The following is an 18651-nucleotide window of genomic DNA, read 5'->3' on the forward strand; positions in this document are numbered from 1 at the left end:
CAACCTTAAATACAACAATAGAGGAAGCTATAAACGCTCCCTCTATTGAAGCTGGCCAAATTGACAGCTTCGTTCATATCAGTATAAGGGCAACTAAGGCTGACTTAAAGGCAGGGCGTCAGCCAAGTTTTCTTTACACTTTAAAATTATAACTTTTTAGCAGGGAAGAAATTCGACGCAGTCAAAAAGTTTAGGAAAAAAGTATAAGGGCAACTAAGGCTGACTTAAAGGCAGGGCGTCAGCCAAGTTTTCTTTACGTTAATCCACTACCGCGTTACAAGATGGTATATAAATATAATTATACAATAATTCGACAAATGCTTAACAAAATACCTTTGTAAACGATATATAAGAAAAGCTAGATAAGTCTAAAGAACTATCTTTATGATAAATAGCTTATATGAAGGAGTGGAGACGATGGCGATTCGCAAAAAGTTATTTTTGATTATCTTTCTTGCTTGTCTTATTTTGGGCGGGATTTTGACGTTTTCAATTTATGAAAATATGCTGGCTAGTGAAAGAACAGAGCAGTTTGAACGTGAACAATTACAGCGCCTTCGGTTAGCTGACCAATTAAAGCTTGATGTTGTGCAAGTTCAGCAGTGGCTGACGGATATTAGTGCAACGAGGGCAGCGCCAGGGCTAGATGATGGCTTTGTTGTGGCAGAAGAGTACGCAAAAGATTTTGATAAGACGTTAAAAACATTGAAGCAAGGAAGAAATAATGAGGAGCTTCAGTACCTTCAGATTTCCTTCAATGACTATTATCTTTCAGGAAAGAAGATGGCTCAGTCCTATATAGACGGCGGTCCTGAAAAAGGGAATGTCATGATGAAAGAGTTTGACCAGGCTGCAAGCGACATTAACGAAAGAGTAGACCGATATATCGACGAATCCATTGCTGAATCACAAAAAGACACTGAAGCGTTTAAAAAGGATATGGAGTATATGACGAAACTTACACTTATCTTAATGATCGTGGGTTTAATCGTAACGGCAACCATTAGTCATTTCATTTCCTCTAGAATTGCTAATCACTTAAAACTCCTCCAAGAAAAGGCAAATCTTATTGCTCAAGGAAACCTCTCCATCCCAGTAGATGTATTATCCAAAGATGAAATAGGCATGCTGTCACAGTCATTCGAGGAAATGCGCCAGCAGCTTAAATCGCTTGTTCAATCTATACAGCAGCAGTCGAAGGAGATGAATACTACCTCTTTTTCCATACAATCCGGTGTCAATCAATCGGGACAGGCTTCTACTCATATTGCCGATGCCATTACGGAAGTGGCAAGCGGTGTAGAGCATCAGTCCATTCAAGCGTCATCTATACTAGAAGCCATACAAGGCATAAACGGCAGCGTGAATACAGGACACGAGGCTGCAGAAAAAACGATACGAAGTGCTGTTGAATCGACCAATGCAGCAATGGACGGAAAAACAAAAATTTTAGACGGCATCTATTTATTTCAGGAGACTGTAAAAGACTTAGAAAAAACGACCGCCACCATTCGTAATCTTGAGAACAAAGCCAATGAAATTGGGGGGATCAGCGAATTAATCCATAATATATCCGATCAGACGAATTTGCTGGCCTTAAATGCTACGATTGAGGCTGCTCGCGCAGGGGAACATGGTAAAGGCTTCGCCGTAGTGGCGAGTGAGGTGAGAAAGCTTGCGGAAGAAACGAAAGAGGCGACAAGCCGGATTACCACGCTTATTCAAGACACACAGAAGGATACGAAAACGTCGCTTTCTTATATTGAGCAGAATCTTCTTCAATTCTCTGAACAAGAGCGTGTATTTTTAGAAAGTGGGCAATCACTCGATGTTATTGTTGAAAACGTACAAGGAACAGAAACGCAAATTCAAGACTTAATGGAAGGACTTCAGACGATTCGCCAGAACGCAGCAAGTGTGCAAGGTATGGTTGAAGAAATCACCGCAATCTCTGAAGAATCTTCTGCATCCTCCGAAGAAGTGGCCGCATCTGCCCAGGAACAAACCGCATTGCTCAGCCAGATTTCTGGGGACATGAAACACTTAACCCACTTGGCTCAGGAGCTTTCCGTGAAAGCAGATTCTTTCCAGGTTTAAGATGACCATTTTGAAAGGGAATGGTGGTTCGATGCATTTACAATCTTTCACAGGCATTGCCTCGAAAGGTTCATCCATGCATCGGGCCACTTTTTTTGCGCCTTTTCACGATAAAAGCAACTAAGGCTGACTTAATGGTTAACGTCCAGGATTTGCTTTAGATCGCCTGATGTTAATTGTATAAAATTGTAACCGCTAACAACGTGATAGGTGCTGGATTTTTGGTGTGTGATTCTAAATCCAAAAAACTGCTACCTTAAGCAAAATTCCATAGCTTATAAAAATGTAAGGGTTTTCTTACTATGAAGGTAGTAGAAATACAGAGTGATTTAGGGCGGTGAGTGTATGGACGTGAAAATCCAGCAACCAGAACAGCAGCTAATAGACCCTCTCGTAAAACAAGGGGCAAAGAGTAAACGATATAAAAAGACGGCCAAGCGAATCAATAATCAAAAGTATTTGCAAATCATGGCCCTTCTTGGTGTCGTATGGATGTTCATCTTCAATTACATCCCGATGTATGGACTCATTATTGCGTTTAAAGAATTTAACATCATTCAATCCATTTCTGAAGCACCATGGGTAGGTCTGATGCAGTTTAAGGAATTCTTACAGGACGAGAATTTCTTGATTGTCTTGAAAAATACGCTCGGTATGAGCTTGATCAAGCTCTTGATCGCCTTTCCGCTACCGATTATATTCGCCCTTCTGCTTAACGAGCTGACGTCGCTAAAGCTGAAGAAAGCGGTACAGACGATTTCCTATTTGCCACACTTTATCTCGTGGGTTGTTCTTGGCGGAATTTTGACAACATGGCTTGCGGATATAGGTGTCATCAATGATGTGTTACTAAGTCTTGGTATGATCGACGAACGAACGAATTTCCTGGCAGAGCCTGATAACTTCTGGGCGATCGTCATTTTATCAGATATTTGGAAAGAGCTTGGCTGGTCAGCAATCATTTACTTGGCTGCCATTGCCGGTGTATCGACAGAGCTGTATGAAGCAGCAACGATTGACGGGGCGAATCGCTTCCAGAAGATGTGGCATGTAACATTGCCGGCAATCATGCCGACAATCGCCATTTTGTTCATTCTTGCCGTGAGCGGCGTTCTGAACTCAAACTTTGATCAGATCTTAATTTTGAAGAACTCATTAAACGAAAGCGCAAGTAACGTTATCGATACGTATGTGTATCAGCTTGGTATCCAAAATGCGAGATACTCGTATGCAACAGCAGTAGGATTAATGAAAGCCATTATCGCGTTCATCCTTCTTCTATCCGCGAACAAAATCATGAAGAAAATTAACGGTACGTCGTTATTCTAGGAGGTGAGAATTCTTGTTTAAACTTTTCAAACGCAACAGGAGAACAACAAGTGAGTATATCTTTGATAATATTAATATCCTGATCATGCTCGCCATCTGTGCGATCACACTTTACCCGATTTGGTACGTTATCGTGAACTCGCTCAATGATGGCATGGATGCTATGAAGGGCGGCTCCATCTATTGGTGGCCGAGAGAGTTCTCCCTCGAGAACTATAAAGCTGTATTCAACAACCCAGGTATTCTGCAATCCTTTGGGGTGACGGTTGCCAAGACAGTTATCGGAACGGTCATCCACGTGTTCTTTACAGCGATGGTCGCATATGCGATTTCACGTAAAGACCTTTACGGCCGCAAGCTGTACATGATGATTGGTATTGTAACCATGTTTTTCAGTGGAGGTTTGATTCCTTACTTCCTTTTGATAAGAGATCTCGGGCTTTTCGATAACTTCTTAGTGTATATCATTCCGACGATGTTTAACTTTTTCCACCTGATTATCTTTGTTTCGTTCTTCAGAGAGCTTCCCGCTTCACTGGAGGAAGCAGCTAAGATGGACGGAGCGAACGATTTCACCATTTTTATTAAAGTGATCATTCCGCTTTCCATGCCGGTTATCGCGACAATCGCTCTTTTCCAAGGTGTGTATCAATGGAACGACTATTTCGCAGGTGTGATCTTCGTCAACGATCCATCGCTTCAGCCGATCCAGACGTATTTGTATAAGGTTGTCGCTGAATCAAGCTCGAACCAGATGATGATGAATGCAGCAGGAACAATCGCGACCAAAACGGTCACCTCGCAATCCATTAAGCTTGCCACGATGGTTGTCACCACATTGCCAATCGTGCTTGTGTACCCGTTCTTGCAGAAGTATTTTGTAAAAGGAATGCTGATCGGCTCTGTAAAAGGCTGATTACCATTTAAAGCTTTGGTTATGAAGGGATGATCCCCCTTTTAACAGGGAAGGCACAAGCGGCCTTCCCAATATATTTGATTCATTCTATACTTTATAAAAAGAGAGGGATAAGAAGATGAAAAAATCATTATTCAAAAGCTTTTCATTGCTTCTTGTTTTGTCATTGTTTGTCGGACTTTTCGCCGGCTGTTCTAGTGATAAAGATGAAAGCGCTTCCGGTGAAAAGAAATCAAAAGCAACAGCAAACGAGCCAGGCTGGAAAACGAATAAGGATCCAATCACGTTCGATTGGTACGTGAACTTCTCGTGGTTCGCACACAAATGGGGAGACGATGCTGTCTCTAAGTATGTAACAGATAAGACGGGTGTTTCGGTTAACTTCATTTCACCTGCTGGAAACGAAGCAGAAAAGATGAACACCATGATCGCATCAGGCAAGCTTCCAGATTTCATCACAATTGGCTGGTGGGAAGATGCTGTGAAAAAGATGGTTGAAGGTGAGCTTGTTCTTCCATTAAACGAGTTAGCTGATCAATACGACCCGTATTTCTATAAAGTAACAGACGATGCAAAAGTTGAATGGTACAAACAAGAAGACGGCAATACGTACGGCTATCCGAACGCTTCGTCTTCACCAAAAGACTTTGACAAGTACAAAGAGCTTAAGCCGTCTAACCAGACGTTCCTAGTAAGAAAAGATATGTACGAAGCAATCGGCAGCCCAGACATGAGCACGCCGGAAGGATTCTTAGGCGCACTTAAAGCAGCAAAAGAAAAGTTCCCAGAAGTGAACGGTGCACCGCTTATTCCATTCGGTATGAACGAGTTCACGGATGTAGGTAACACATCTCTTGAATTATACTTGCAAAACTTCCTTGCCATTCCTATGGAAAAAGACGGCAAGGTGTACGACCGCTCGCAAGATAAAGAATACCTTGACTGGTTGAAGACATTCCGTCAAGCGAACGAAGATGGATTATTGGCAAAGGATATCTTTATCGACAAGCGTCCACAAATGGAAGAAAAGATTGCACAAGGCCGTTACTTCGCGATGCTGTACCAGCGCAGTGACCTTGCTGCACAGCAGCACGCACTATACCAAAAAGATCCAAACTCTGTATACATTGCAGTTGACGGACCAGCAAACTCGAAAGGCGATGCACCGACTCTAGCAGGCGACAGCATTTCTGGCTGGACCGTTACACTCATTTCTAAAGATGTGAAAGACAAAGAACGCGCGATTCAGTTCTTGACGTACATGATCAGTGAAGAAGGACAGAAGGATCTTTACCTTGGTAAGGAAGGCGAAACGTATACTGAAAACAACGGAAAGCCTGAATTCAAGCCTGAAGTTCTTGATCTGTTAAATAAAGACCGTGCAGCGTTCGACCAAAAGTATGGTGCTTCTTATAAGTACTGGATGCTGATGGACACGAACATGAACCTGAAGTGGCTTCCGCCTTCATCTGAGCCATTCAAACAAATGGAAGATTGGACGAAAGGCAAGACAGTAAGCTTTGCTGAGTTCGATGGCATTAACCCGACTGGAACATCTGCAGAAGGTGTGGCAGCGAGCAAAATCGCACAAGAATGGGGCAAGACCCTTCCGAAGCTTCTTCTAGCGAAGTCAGACAAAGAGTTCAACAAGATCTTCAAAGAATTCAAGAAAAAGCGTGATTCTTACGGATATGAGAAAGTAGAAAAGTATCAGCAGAAGACATACGAAGATAACAAAAAGAAGCTGGATTCAGCTTCGAAATAATCACAAACCAAAAAGGCATCTTTAGAGTAACTCATCTAAAGATGCTTTTTTGTATTGTTAGTTTCATTCTTTGCAGAATTGAAAGCACGAAGAAGAGGTTGATCTCCGTTACAGGTGCACGCTTTCCGCGGGGTGATGGCGAAAAGCAGAAAGGGCTTGTCCAGCCCCGACAAGCAAATGAGAATGGGACCGGTAAGTCGCCTTTTGACTTATTGGGCACTTTCTCATTTGACCTCGAGGGGCTAGCCCTTTCTGCTGGACAAGGTGAGCTATCCGCCGCAAGCGCCATTGGAAGCTCTCACCTGTCTCACTCATCCCGCTGGAGTCGGCACCTTTCACTTCAATCAACTAGGCAGTGATGAATTCTAAAGAAGACTAAAAGAATGCTAGATAGATTACCGTTTGGGCCAACTGCAGGATTCTTAACTCCAGAAGCTTTTCTACCATTCTTCAAAGTCTCCTGTACATGTTTTCAATAGTATCTCTAGATGAATGAATATCATGCAGTAACTCTCCGATGTTCATTTAGGCTACTTGATTCCTTCTTTGAATAAGTTGATCGGAGTGTAGGACGCCGACTCCTCGAAAATGACAGGGCACATTTTCTTCGTGCGATGTCTTGCTCTAGTAGTCTTACTTATCCTGCGGGACGAGTGGGAAGGTGAGCCCCTTCAATGGCGCTTGCGACGAAGGGGCTCACCTCCCGCCCCGCGGAAAGCGTGCGTCCGAAACGCAGATCAACTACTACGTTGAATGCTTAATCCTCTAGAATTATTAAAATCTCAATACTAAATATTAGAAAACTTAAAATTAAGCTTTATTACTAAACCAATTCCTTTATACTTTAGGTAGATTGTAAATCAGCGGGTGTGAGGTTATGTGGGTGTGGCATTTTATTAGCAGCAGGCTGGATCGGCTTTCGCTTCAGGAGAAGCTGATTGCTTTGTATGTTGTGATTATTATTATTCCGATTAGTATTTTTACGTTTTATTATACGAACGACGTGTATGACCGGGCGATTTATGATATTCGCAAAGAGAATGAAAATGCGATGGAGATTGAGAAGGTCATCATTAAGAACAATATTGAAACGATGAGAAGAACGGCGCAGATGGTCGTGTCGGACATGGAATTTATTGATTTCGTGCGGTCGAGAAACGAAGCCAATGTGGATGAATTGATTCATTTTAAAATGAATGCGTTTTCGAATGTGTCGAGGCTGCAGGTGAACAATCCGGCCATTGAAAACATTCGCCTTTATACGTCCAATCCGTACGTCACGGAAATGTGGCCGATTCTGTTCAGTGAGGACCGAATCATGAAAAAGCCGTGGCGGCAGGAGGTTGTGAGTCGAAATGGCATGGAGATGTGGCAGTTTGATCAGCAGACAGAGGATGTTCTGAACCGGCTTCCGTCTCAAAACACGTCGAAGATTTCTTTACTGCGTGAGCTCGATTATCCGAAAGACGAGCATTTGGGCATTATTGAGATCAACATGCTGCTGAAGAACTTTTTTCCGAAAATGTTTGGTACGGTCAATGACAGAAGCTCAGTTTATGTGGTGCTCGACCGGCAAGGCAAAATGATTCGGAATTACCATGATACGTTTTTAAGGGATGAAGGAATTAAGAGTAAAACCTTGAAAGAAACGTTCGCGCAGCATAAGAAAAAGAAGACGGGCAGCTTTCAATTTGTGAATAAAGAGACGCCTTATCTTGTGATTTATTCGTATATTGATGACCTCGACAGCTACATGCTGAACGTGATTTCGCTTGAAAAGCTGAACGAGGGTGCGGACAAGACGATCAGCATCATTTTAGCCGGAATTGTGTTTCTGGTGATTGTTCTATCCATGTTCACATATATTCTGATTTCCCTGCTGCTGAAGAAAATGTATCTTTTACGTGATTCCATCAAGCGGGTGGAGAAGGGTGACTTTGAATTCGAGGCAGACATTAGCGGACATGATGAGATTAGTGAGCTCGCTGCCCATTTTAAGCGTATGGTACGAAAGATTAACAGTCTCATAGCCGATGCTGTCAACAAACAAGCCGCCGTAAAGGAAACCGAGCTGAAAGCGTTAAAGACACAAATCGATTCTCATTTTCTTTATAACACGCTTGAAAACATTAAGATGATGGCGGAAATTGAAGGGCAGTATGATATATCGGATGCGGTAACGTCTCTTGGCGAGATGATGCGCTATAATCTTCGCTGGAAAAATGATTTTATTGTGATGGAAGAAGAGCTGCATCATATCCGCAATTATGTAGATATCATGAATTTGCGTCTGGACAATAAGCTGACACTGAATGTGGATGTGCCGAAAAATATGGCCGACCAAGAAGTATTAAAAATGTCCCTTCAGCCAGTCGTCGAAAATGCGGTCAAGCACGGAATCAGCCCTGTTTTATTCACAAGGCCGGGTGTCATTGAGGTGCGGGCGTGGAGGGAAGAGAATTCTTGTTATATTGAAATCAAGGATAACGGTGAAGGAATGGCTCCTGAACAGTGTGAAAAACTGAATGGCAGCATCACATCGGAACAGGATGAACCGTATACATCCATCAGCAGCGGCAACGGAATCGGGCTGCGCAACGTTCATGAGCGCATCCAGCTTCATTATGGGGCAGAGTACGGACTTACTGTGGCAAGTGAGAATGGTGAATGGACGGCAGTGACCATCCATATCCCGTCTAAATTTTTGAAAGGAGGCAGTAAGCATGTATAAGATGATTATCGCGGACGACGAAAAGAACATCAGGCTTGGCATACAGGCGATGATCAATCGAGAGTTTCCAGACACGTTTGAAACCGTTGTGGCGAGCGACGGTCAGGAAGTGCTCGACCTTATGGAACAAGTGACGCCGCACATCGTGATCACCGATATTAAGATGCCGCGCATGAGCGGCATAGAACTCATACAAGCAATTCAGCAGCGGGAAGAAAAAGCACCTGCACTCGTAATTTTAAGCGGCTATGACGATTTTGTTTACACAAAAGAGGCGATCAAAGCGAATGTGAAAGATTACCTGCTGAAGCCGGTCAACCGCAGCGAGCTTTTCCAGACGCTGAATAACATTATGCATGAACTAGAAACAGCCGAAGAGGAAGCGGATCAATTTTTGGACGGTTACCGTACGAGTCAGCTGAACTATATGCTGCTGAATCCAAATTCCGAAACAGACGGACTGGAGCATTTTTACGAAAACATGCAGATTGAGCCTTTTGTGCACGGCTATTATGTGGGCATTGCCGTGACTGAGGAAAGAGGAATCAATCAGTGGCTAAAGAATGAAGGCTTATCAGGCAAGATATTGTCCTTTCGTGACAGTGAGGGACGGAATGTCATCGTTGTGGCAGACCGCGACATATTTGACAAGCTGAATGAATACCTAAAACGTGACCGGCATTCCTCGTTCTCGATTGGAATAAGCGGTCATACAGAAGAGATCAAGGATATCAAACGGGCTTATGAACAGGCTGATAAAGCGCTAAAATATCGGTTTATTTATCCTCGCAGCACGAAGATTGCGTATGATGAAGTGGCAGATAAAGAACAGGTGCCCGAGCTTCCGCTTGAAAACATTAAGAAAATTTATAACATGCTCGGGACTGATCGGGAAAAAGAAATCAAAGAGTATCTCAAAGAAATTCTAGAATATGAGCTAGTGGAGAAGCGCGATATCAGCTATCTGGAGGATATAAGCAAGGAAATTAACAATACGATATTCGAGAGTTTCTTTGCTCGGCTTGGGGAAGAATCTGTCGAGACGTTCAAGCTGTTCAACAAGATCGGAAATCTGTACAGCTTTGAAAACTATCATGAGTACTGCCAGGCGCTCGAAAAGCTGCTCATGAGGCTGCATGAATATAACAAGCAGATGAAGTCGGTGTACTCTGAACAGAAGTACATGGACAAGGCCATTGATTATATTAAGGAAAACTATTACAAAGATTTGAACCTGGCCGTCGTATCGAATTACATCTCGCTCAATTACTCGTATTTCAGTCATATGTTCAAAGAGTATACCGGCCAGAACTTTGTTGATTATTTAAAAGAAGTACGAGTCGGAGAAGCGAAAAAACTTTTGATTGAGACCGATGATAAAGTGTTCGAGATCAGCGAAAAAGTAGGCTATAAAAATCCAAAGCAATTTGCGCGTGTGTTTCGTGAGATCGAAGGCATCTCACCGAAAGAATACCGGCAGAAATAAGAACAAGTTGAGAACCGGCGGATGCCGGTTTTTCTTATTGGGGTGGATTTGGCTTGGCGCGCAAGCTGTTGGAAGCGGGGCGCAAATGAGGGGGATGAGCAGGATGTCGCGCGAAAAATCAAAGTATGGCGCGCAAATCAAAATAATGGAGCGGAAGCTAGCATGAGGGGGAAGTGGACTAGTTAAAAATCACCTTTAGAGGTCGCTTGGCCCGAAAGTACAACAAACCCGCTCGCATCGTAATAGAAATGGCGCGCAACCCCTCAAAATGGCAATCGAACGGCTCGCATTTCATAAGCATCAAAGAAACCGCACTTTTTTTGGAAACTATTTGGTCAGCGAAATTGGCGACATTTCTTTGATAGCAAAAATATTGAAACCATATACAAAATTCCCTGTCTCTAGTTGTGGACCGCGCAAAGGTAAAATAAGAGTGAGAAACAATGATTGCGCTTACAAAGTCTATAACAACTAATTTTAGAGGTGAACGTATATGAGCAGATTTTCTAAGGACTTTATTTTCGGTACAGCAACATCTTCTTATCAGATTGAAGGAGCACATGACAAGGATGGACGAACACCATCGATTTGGGACATGTTCTGCGATATTCCAGGCAAGGTAGAGAACATGGAAAATGGTGATGTGGCGTGCGATCATTACCACTTATATGAAAAAGATATTGAAGTGCTAAAGTCGCTTGGTGTAGATTCTTACCGCTTTTCGATCGCATGGCCGCGTATTTTCCCGGCACAAGGACAGTACAATCCAGCAGGTATGGACTTTTATAAAAAAATCATCAAGCGCATGAAAGAAGAAGGCATCAAGCCGTCTGTTACGCTCTATCACTGGGACCTGCCGATGTGGGCTCATGAGCTTGGCGGTTGGACGAACCGTGACTCTGTGAAGTGGTTCGCTGAGTTCGCAGAAAAGTGCTTTGAAGAGCTCGGTGATTCTGTGCACATGTGGATCACGCACAATGAGCCATGGTGTGCCGGATTCCTTGGCTACCACCAAGGCGTTCATGCACCGGGCCATTCCAATATGGAAGAGGCTCTTAAGGCGGTTCACCATATTCTTCTTTCGCACGGAGAAGCCGTTACACTTTTAAAAGAGAAATTCGGATCAAAAACACCGATTGGCATCACGCTGAATCTGTCGCCGATCTATCCGGCAAGCGATTCTGTTAACGACAAGCTTGCAGCGAACAATGCGGACGGCTACAGCAATCGCTGGTTCCTTGATCCGGTTCTAAAAGGGTCTTATCCGGCTGATATGATGAACCTGTTCTCTAAGTATGTGCATGACTACAGCTTCATTCAGGACGGTGATTTGGAGAAGATTTCGACTGAGTGCGATTTCTTCGGCATCAACTATTATGCGCGCGGTTTGGTCGAGTTCAGTTCGCCATCTGATTTTCTGTACAAATATGCGCACAGCGACTATGCGAAAACAGGCATGGGCTGGGATATTAGCCCGAATGAGTTCAAGGATCTAATTCGCCGTTTGCGTAAGGAATATACGAATCTGCCAATCTTCATCACAGAAAACGGAGCGGCGTTCCCGGATACCGTTTCAGAGGACAACCGCGTTCATGACTTTGAGCGTAAAGAGTACGTTGAAGCGCACATTAGTGCAGTTGCAGACTTAAACGACGAAGGCATGAACATTGCAGGCTACTACCTATGGTCATTGCTTGATAACTTTGAGTGGTCGTTTGGCTATGACAAGCGTTTCGGAATCACGTATGTCAATTTTGAAACGCAGGAAAGAATTCTAAAAGATAGCGGCCGCCGTTATGCGGAAATCATTAAAGAGCGCAACACAGAGCACGCAGGCGAATTGACTAAATCTAACTAAAAGAGGCTGCAACCATGAATGTAAGGATGATACAGACTTCACAAAACACCGGCGATCGATTCGCTGAAAAAGAAGCAACGCACGTTGAAAAGGTTGAAGGACAAACACTTGAGCTCTTCCCAGATCAGACGTTTCAACGTTTCATGGGGTTTGGAGGAGCGTTTACGGAAGCGGCGGCTTATACGCTCTCCAAAATCCCGGCTGCAGACAGATTGCGGGTGATAGAAAGCTATTTTCATAAAGAGCATGGGCTTGGCTATAACCTTGGCAGAACGCACATTCACAGCTGTGATTTTGCGCTTGGCAATTACACGTACGTGGAAGACGGCGATACCGAGCTCGCTACGTTCAGTATCGAGCGCGAGAAAGAACACGTGCTTCCGTTCATAAAAGATGCAGTAGCGGCAAGAGGAGAAGAGCTGACGATTCTTTCTTCTCCTTGGAGCCCACCTGCCTGGATGAAAACGAACAACGAGATGAACAATGGCGGAAAATTGAAGCCGGAATACAACGATGTTTGGGCGCGTTATTACGCCAAATACGTGAAGGCGATGGAAAATGAAGGGGTGCCGATCTGGGGCATCACCGTGCAAAACGAGCCAGACGCGACACAAGTGTGGGATTCGTGCATTTACTCGGGAGAAGAAGAACGCGATTTTGTGAAAAAACATCTTGGGCCGATCATGGAACAAGAAGGACTTGGCGATAAAAAGATCATCATCTGGGATCATAACCGTGATATCGCGTACGAACGTGCGTCAACGGTGCTGTCAGATCCTGACGCGGCGCGCTATGTATGGGGCACGGGTATTCACTGGTACGTGTCGGAGGAATTTGAGAACTTGACCAAAATTCACGAGGCGTTTCCTGATAAGCATTTGATTTTCACAGAAGGCTGCATTGAGGGCGGTGTTCAGCTCGGCGCGTGGCATACAGGCGAGCGATACGCGCGCAATATGATAGGTGACATGAACAACTATCTTGAAGGCTGGATTGACTGGAACCTTGTGCTGAATGAACAGGGCGGACCGAATCATGTGGGCAATTATTGTGACGCGCCGATTATCGTCGATACGAAAACAGGCGAGATTCACTATAACAGCTCGTACTACTACATCGGGCATTTCAGCAAGTACATCAAGCCTGGAGCGGTGCGGATTGCGAGCGGGCTGACATCTGACGGCTTGCAGACGGTTTCTTTCCAAAACGAAGACGGCAGCATCGCGGCAGTTGTCATGAATGCGGGAGATACTGCGGAAGAATTGTCGGTGGTACTTGGCGGACAAGCTGTGAAAGCTGTGCTGCCAGAGCATTCGATTACAACATTTTTAATTTCTATGTAAAAAAACATCTTAGCGAGCGGCCACTTTGGGTTTTCAGAACGTATTGGAATCAAGGGGGCCGTTTTTTTCCATTGTTAAAAAAAGAGGAGGTTATCATATGAAAAAAGCACTGGCAGTCGTCATGAGTACTATGCTTTTAGTGCCTGGAACGGGGTATGCGGCAAAAGAAGCAAAAGAGGACGAAACAAGCATGAAACGCAATAAATCGGAGTGGTCTCTTGTATGGAACGATGAGTTCAACGGCAAAGAGATCGACCGCAGCAAATGGGGCTTTGATAAAGGGAACTGGATCGTCGACAGCGAGGGTAACGGCATAACGCCTGGCTGGGGAAATAACGAGAAGGAATTTTATACGGACTCAAAAGAAAACGCTTTCACTCGTGACGGGAAACTCGTCATCAAGGCTAAGAAAGAAAAAGTGTCCGATAAATTCGGGAGCTATGACTATACGTCCGCGAAGCTGAAGTCAAAAGGGCTGTTCAGTAAAAAGTTTGGACGTTTCGAAATGAAAGCAAAGCTTCCGACTGGAAAAGGCCTCTGGCCGGCATTCTGGATGCTGCCTGAAGAAGACAAATACGGTTCATGGGCGGCTTCTGGAGAAATTGACATCATGGAAGCGTGGGGCAGCAAGCCGAATAAAGTGGCGGGCACGATTCATTACGGGGAGAACTGGCCGAGCAATAAATACACAGGCGGTGAGTACGAGTTTCCAAAAGGTAAAGGAATCAACCACTGGCATACGTATGCGCTCGAGTGGGAGCCGGGAGAGCTGCGCTGGTTCGTTGACGGAGAACTGTACCAAACTCAGAATAACTGGTACTCCAAAGGCAAGGATAACGCAGCAAACTTCTCGTATCCTGCACCGTTTGATCAGAACTTTTACTTGATCATGAACTTGGCTGTCGGCGGATGGTTTGACGGTGAAACAGATGAGACGACACCGTTCCCTAGCGAAATGCTCGTTGATTACGTGCGTGTGTATGATTTGAAGAAACGCGATTACCGCGAGCCGGTCGAGCCTTCGCAAGGTCCGGTCGTCTTGCCGGCTGATGCGAAACAGCCGCTTGCGGACGGCAACTACGTGTACGATGAAAATTATGAAAAGACTATAACAGATGTGGCAACAGGCGATAAGCCGCTGGATTCTCAGTATTGGAACTTTGTGCATCTGCCTGACTTTGGCGGTGCAGGAAGTGTGGCTGTTGAGAATGTGAACGGAGAAAACTTTGCAAAAGTCAGCGTGGACAATCCTGGTTCACAGCTATATTCCCTGCAAATAATCCAAAATGTCTCACTTGGCAGCGGCGGCAAGTACAAAGTAAGCTTTGACGCGAAATCCACGTCTGACCGCAATATGATGGTGAAGCTGGGCGGCGGCCCTTCAAGAGGATATGTCAAATACTCTAACGAAGAAAGCGTGAAACTAAGCAGCGACCTACAGCGTTATGAGTTCACGTTTAACATGCTGAATGAAACGGATATTGCGGCGAGACTGGAGTTTAACCTTGGCGCAAACGGAACGAACCCGGTATGGATCGGGAACGTGCGTGTGGAGGACGTGACGGGAGAAAAAGAAGACCCGAACGGTGCGAAACAGCCTCTTCCGAACGGCAATCATATCTATAATGGCACGTTCGACCAGGGCAGCATGGACCGGATGACGTACTGGAATTTTGAAACAGGTGAAGCTTCAGCTAGAGCATCTGTAAGTGAAGCGGCTCGCGAGCTCCATGTGGACATTGAAGAGGGCGGAGTATCGCCTGAGCAGGTGGAGCTGAATCAAAAAGGATTGTATTTGTTGAAAGGCAACGACTACAAGCTCACCTTTAAAGCACGTTCGGATGAGCCGAGAACGATAAAAGTGGGCGTTCTGAACAGTGATGGAAGTGTGAACTATTCGGATCTGAAGACGGTTGAACTTACTTCTGGTATGGAAGAGAAAACACTGGAATTTACGATGCCTGAAGACGTTACGGATTCTGCAGGGCAGCTTGTCTTTTATTTAGGACAAGGGTCGGATGTTTACTTAGATGATGTGATGTTGATTAAAACGTCCAACAAGCCGGATTACGGGAACATTGATCTCAATCCGTTGAAAAATGGAGATTTCGCAAAAGGATTGGAATCGTGGGGCCACTATATCCATTATGATGCAGGAGCTCAAATTGCTGCTGCGAACGGCGAGGCTCATGCAGCGATCGGGAATGAAGGAAACGAGGCATGGAGTGTTTTATTGGAGAGCAACAAAATGAACCTTGCGAAGGGTGTAACATATGAACTGTCGTTTGAAGCCCGCTCGACTAAGGCTAGGGACATTGAGGTTACAGTAGAAAACGCGCAATATAACCGCTATTTTAACGAGAAGGTGTCGTTAAACGAGAACACGCAGAAGTTTACCTATGAATTAGAAATGACGGCCGATGACGTGGCCTCTCTCAAGCTGCTTCTTGGTAAAAATGCAAAATCGCCTGTCGGCAGCCATGATGTTTACATCGATAATGTGGTGCTGAAGGTGAAAGACGCTCCTGAAGAGCCGGAGCCGGTATCCACACCAGGCATCGATAACGGGACATTTGCAGCGACGGCTGATAATTGGACGGCTTGGTGGGGCGACCAGTGGAGCGGTTTTGGAGAAGGAACCCTTTCGAGCGAGAACGGAGAGCTGAAGGCCGTGATTAGTAAGGTGGGAGGAGCTTCCTACGCGCCGCAAATCTACCAAAAAGATTTGCTGTTTGAAAATGGCGCATCGTATACAGTTGAATTCGATGCACGAGCGGATGTGGCGAGGAAGATGAACGTGAACATTGGCAAGGAACTTAGTTCAGATCCGTGGTTTATACCGTATGTTTCTGTGAAAACCTTTGATTTGACGGGTGAGATGAAACGACACAGCTTTACCTTTGTGATGAATGAGGAAACGTATAACGATGGAAAGCTTGTGTTTGAGCTGGGGAACATAGAAGGCGGAATGCTGCGACGAATGTTTATATTGATAATGTGAGTGTGACGAAAAATTAAATTTGTATGAAGTGGAGGTCAGATGAAGAAATGTTCATCTGGCCTTTTTCTGTTAGTGGGTGTTGGCGCGGAAGTTTAGCTGACTAGTAAAATTCCGCTCGCAAGCTGATCGAAACGGCGCGCAATTTGCTAAAGGATTAATTTCTTATAAAGCGAATTACACCTTATTAAAATAATGGGTGGAGGACTTTATGTTATTTCAAAACGAACAGCTGCTTGTGAGGAAGCTGCAAAAAGAGGATGCGCATCATTTAGCTAAATGGCTTTCCAATCCGAATGTGCTAATGTTTTATGAAGGGCGAGATAACCCTTTTAACTTAAAGAGGGTAGAGAAAGAATTTTACGATCCGGATGAAGATGGCGTGCTATGCCTGGTCGATTATAACGGCACACCTGCCGGAAATATTCAGTATTATCAAGTGAGTGATGAAGATCGAAAGCGGTTTGGGTATGATGATGAGACTGAAATGATTTATGGCATGGATCAATTCATTGGGGAGACTACTCTCTGGAACAAAGGTGTTGGAACGTTGCTTGTTCAGGGGATGGTGAAGTATTTAAGAGAAGTGGAGCGAGCAGACCGTGTGGTGATGGATCCGCAAGTATGGAACGTGCGGGCTATACGATGCTACGAGAAATGCGGCTTTCAGAAAGTGATGCTTCTGCCTAAAAACGAGCTTCATGAAGGCGAGTATCGCGATTGCTGGCTGATGGAGTACCGCTGAAATGATGGGGTCCGGTACGTTTACGTGTTCTACGCTGATATGTCTGCGAAGAATGGTAAATGTACCGGACCCCTGTCTTTAAGTTATATTCTTTGCTATTTGATGTTGAGGTCGCTAAAATACAAGTAACTTCTGAAAAAATAGTTATTCTTGAAAGGTGGCACAATCAGCATGATGAAGCAAAAATACGAACCGCTGTTTCAATCGTTTACGTTTGGTAATGGTGTTGAACTTAAAAACCGAGTGGTCCTTGCACCGATGACAAATTTCTCTTCCAATCAAGACGGCACGGTGTCTGATGATGAAGTGGCTTATTATGAAAAGCGTTCTAGCGGAGTTGGCATGGCCATTACAGCTTGTACGTATGCTACACCGAACGGAAAAGGATTTCCTGGAGAGTTCGCTGCACACAATGATGACATGATTCCAAGTCTTCGACGTTTGGCATCAGCCATTCAGGGGCAAGGCGCTAAAGCGATTCTGCAAATTTTCCACGGCGGACGCGAGTGCCCGCCAGAGCAGGTTGATGGCGATGTAGTAAGTGCCAGCAACATTCCGTCTGAACGGGAGGGTAGAGCGGTTCCGCGTGAACTATCGTCTGAAGAGATTGACGGAATCATCCGTGATTTTGGCGAAGCCACAAGACGTGCGATCGAAGCCGGCTATGACGGTGTAGAAATTCATGGTGCGAACGGCTACCTGATTCAGCAGTTCTTTTCACCGCACTCCAACCGCCGCGAAGACAAGTGGGGCGGAAGCTTAGAGAAGCGAATGGCATTTCCTCTAGCTGTGGTGGATTCCGTTCAAAAAGCCGTGGCAGAGCATGGTGATGAATCCTTTATCGTAGGCTACCGCTTCTCACCGGAAGAGCCAGAAACGCCAGGCATCACGATGGGTGACACATTGGCACTAGTTGATGCGTTAAGCGAAAAAAATCTGGATTACCTGCACGTTTCATTGATGGAATTCTGGTCAGAAGCGCGCCGCGGAGTGGATGAGAAGAAACCACGCATTCAGCTAATTAAAGAGCGTGTCGGCAGCAAAATGCCGGTAATCGGTGTCGGATCCATCTATACAGCCGATGACGCAGCAAAAGCGATGGAGTCTGGCGTGCCGCTGATCGCACTCGGGCGAGAACTGATCATCGATCCAGATTGGGTGCAGAAGATACAAGAAGGCCGTGAAGACGAAATCGTTACCGTGATAGATAAAGACAAACAGAAAGAACTCGTCGTTCCAGATCCATTATGGAACGCGATCGTGAATACTCCTGGCTGGTTTCCTGGGGTTTAAATAAAAAGTGATGGGGTCCGGTACCAAAGTACCGGACCCCATCACTTTTTTTGTTCATTTTTTCCATCCGTTTAGGTATATTCTCATTAG

11 protein-coding genes are annotated in these 18651 nt (G+C 44.9%); all 11 read left to right on the top strand.

The genetic code is table 11. From position 1 onward, the window contains the following. Positions 1–417: 417 nt before the first annotated feature. The 11 genes from ACFQPF_RS17335 to ACFQPF_RS17385 all read left to right on the top strand — a co-directional run bounded on the left by ACFQPF_RS17335 (position 418) and on the right by ACFQPF_RS17385 (position 18561). On the top strand, positions 418–2097 hold the full coding sequence (locus tag ACFQPF_RS17335) for a methyl-accepting chemotaxis protein (RefSeq protein WP_379751314.1): 1680 nt from the start codon (positions 418–420) through the stop codon (positions 2095–2097). A gap of 345 nt (positions 2098–2442) precedes the next feature. Continuing rightward, positions 2443–3426, top strand: a complete 984-nt coding sequence (locus tag ACFQPF_RS17340; RefSeq protein ID WP_379751316.1) for an ABC transporter permease — start codon at positions 2443–2445, stop codon at positions 3424–3426. A gap of 13 nt (positions 3427–3439) precedes the next feature. Further along, complete coding sequence (locus ACFQPF_RS17345; protein ID WP_379751318.1) at positions 3440–4342, top strand: carbohydrate ABC transporter permease; 903 nt, start codon at positions 3440–3442, stop codon at positions 4340–4342. 118 nt (positions 4343–4460) lie between these two features. Beyond that, entirely contained in the window at positions 4461–6107 is a 1647-nt protein-coding gene (locus ACFQPF_RS17350; protein ID WP_379751320.1) for a type 2 periplasmic-binding domain-containing protein, read from the top strand. A gap of 877 nt (positions 6108–6984) precedes the next feature. After that, complete coding sequence (locus ACFQPF_RS17355) at positions 6985–8838, top strand: sensor histidine kinase (RefSeq protein ID WP_379751322.1); 1854 nt, start codon at positions 6985–6987, stop codon at positions 8836–8838. Further along, positions 8831–10324, top strand: a complete 1494-nt coding sequence (locus ACFQPF_RS17360) for a response regulator (protein ID WP_379751324.1) — start codon at positions 8831–8833, stop codon at positions 10322–10324. Before ACFQPF_RS17355 ends, ACFQPF_RS17360 begins: the two co-directional genes overlap by 8 nt. A gap of 493 nt (positions 10325–10817) precedes the next feature. Further along, positions 10818–12182: a GH1 family beta-glucosidase gene (locus tag ACFQPF_RS17365; protein WP_379751326.1), complete on the top strand. Its 1365-nt coding sequence runs from the start codon at positions 10818–10820 to the stop codon at positions 12180–12182. A gap of 14 nt (positions 12183–12196) precedes the next feature. Beyond that, positions 12197–13525, top strand: a complete 1329-nt coding sequence (locus ACFQPF_RS17370; RefSeq protein WP_379751328.1) for a glycoside hydrolase family 30 protein — start codon at positions 12197–12199, stop codon at positions 13523–13525. Between the two features lie 97 nt (positions 13526–13622). Beyond that, a complete protein-coding gene (locus ACFQPF_RS17375; protein ID WP_379751330.1) occupies positions 13623–16526 on the top strand; it encodes a carbohydrate binding domain-containing protein in 2904 nt (967 codons plus the stop codon). 208 nt (positions 16527–16734) lie between these two features. After that, the gene (locus ACFQPF_RS17380) at positions 16735–17268 is read left to right on the top strand and encodes a GNAT family N-acetyltransferase (protein ID WP_379751332.1); all 534 of its coding nucleotides are present in this window, start codon (positions 16735–16737) and stop codon (positions 17266–17268) included. Between the two features lie 171 nt (positions 17269–17439). Next, complete coding sequence (locus tag ACFQPF_RS17385; protein ID WP_379751334.1) at positions 17440–18561, top strand: NADH-dependent flavin oxidoreductase; 1122 nt, start codon at positions 17440–17442, stop codon at positions 18559–18561. The last annotated feature ends 90 nt before the right edge of the window (positions 18562–18651 follow it).

Source organism: Fictibacillus iocasae (assembly GCF_042665465.1).
GTDB lineage: Bacteria > Bacillota > Bacilli > Bacillales > Fictibacillaceae > Fictibacillus > Fictibacillus iocasae.

Bases quoted from the DNA above. Each gene is read 5' to 3' on its own strand.
- ACFQPF_RS17335 (WP_379751314.1), top strand. From the start codon at position 418: ATGGCGATTCGCAAAAAGTTATTTTTGATTATCTTTCTTGCTTGTCTT.
- ACFQPF_RS17340 (WP_379751316.1), top strand. From the start codon at position 2,443: ATGGACGTGAAAATCCAGCAACCAGAACAGCAGCTAATAGACCCTCTC.
- ACFQPF_RS17350 (WP_379751320.1), top strand. From the start codon at position 4,461: ATGAAAAAATCATTATTCAAAAGCTTTTCATTGCTTCTTGTTTTGTCA.
- ACFQPF_RS17355 (WP_379751322.1), top strand. From the start codon at position 6,985: ATGTGGGTGTGGCATTTTATTAGCAGCAGGCTGGATCGGCTTTCGCTT.
- ACFQPF_RS17360 (WP_379751324.1), top strand. From the start codon at position 8,831: ATGTATAAGATGATTATCGCGGACGACGAAAAGAACATCAGGCTTGGC.
- ACFQPF_RS17365 (WP_379751326.1), top strand. From the start codon at position 10,818: ATGAGCAGATTTTCTAAGGACTTTATTTTCGGTACAGCAACATCTTCT.
- ACFQPF_RS17370 (WP_379751328.1), top strand. From the start codon at position 12,197: ATGAATGTAAGGATGATACAGACTTCACAAAACACCGGCGATCGATTC.
- ACFQPF_RS17375 (WP_379751330.1), top strand. From the start codon at position 13,623: ATGAAAAAAGCACTGGCAGTCGTCATGAGTACTATGCTTTTAGTGCCT.
- ACFQPF_RS17380 (WP_379751332.1), top strand. From the start codon at position 16,735: ATGTTATTTCAAAACGAACAGCTGCTTGTGAGGAAGCTGCAAAAAGAG.
- ACFQPF_RS17385 (WP_379751334.1), top strand. From the start codon at position 17,440: ATGATGAAGCAAAAATACGAACCGCTGTTTCAATCGTTTACGTTTGGT.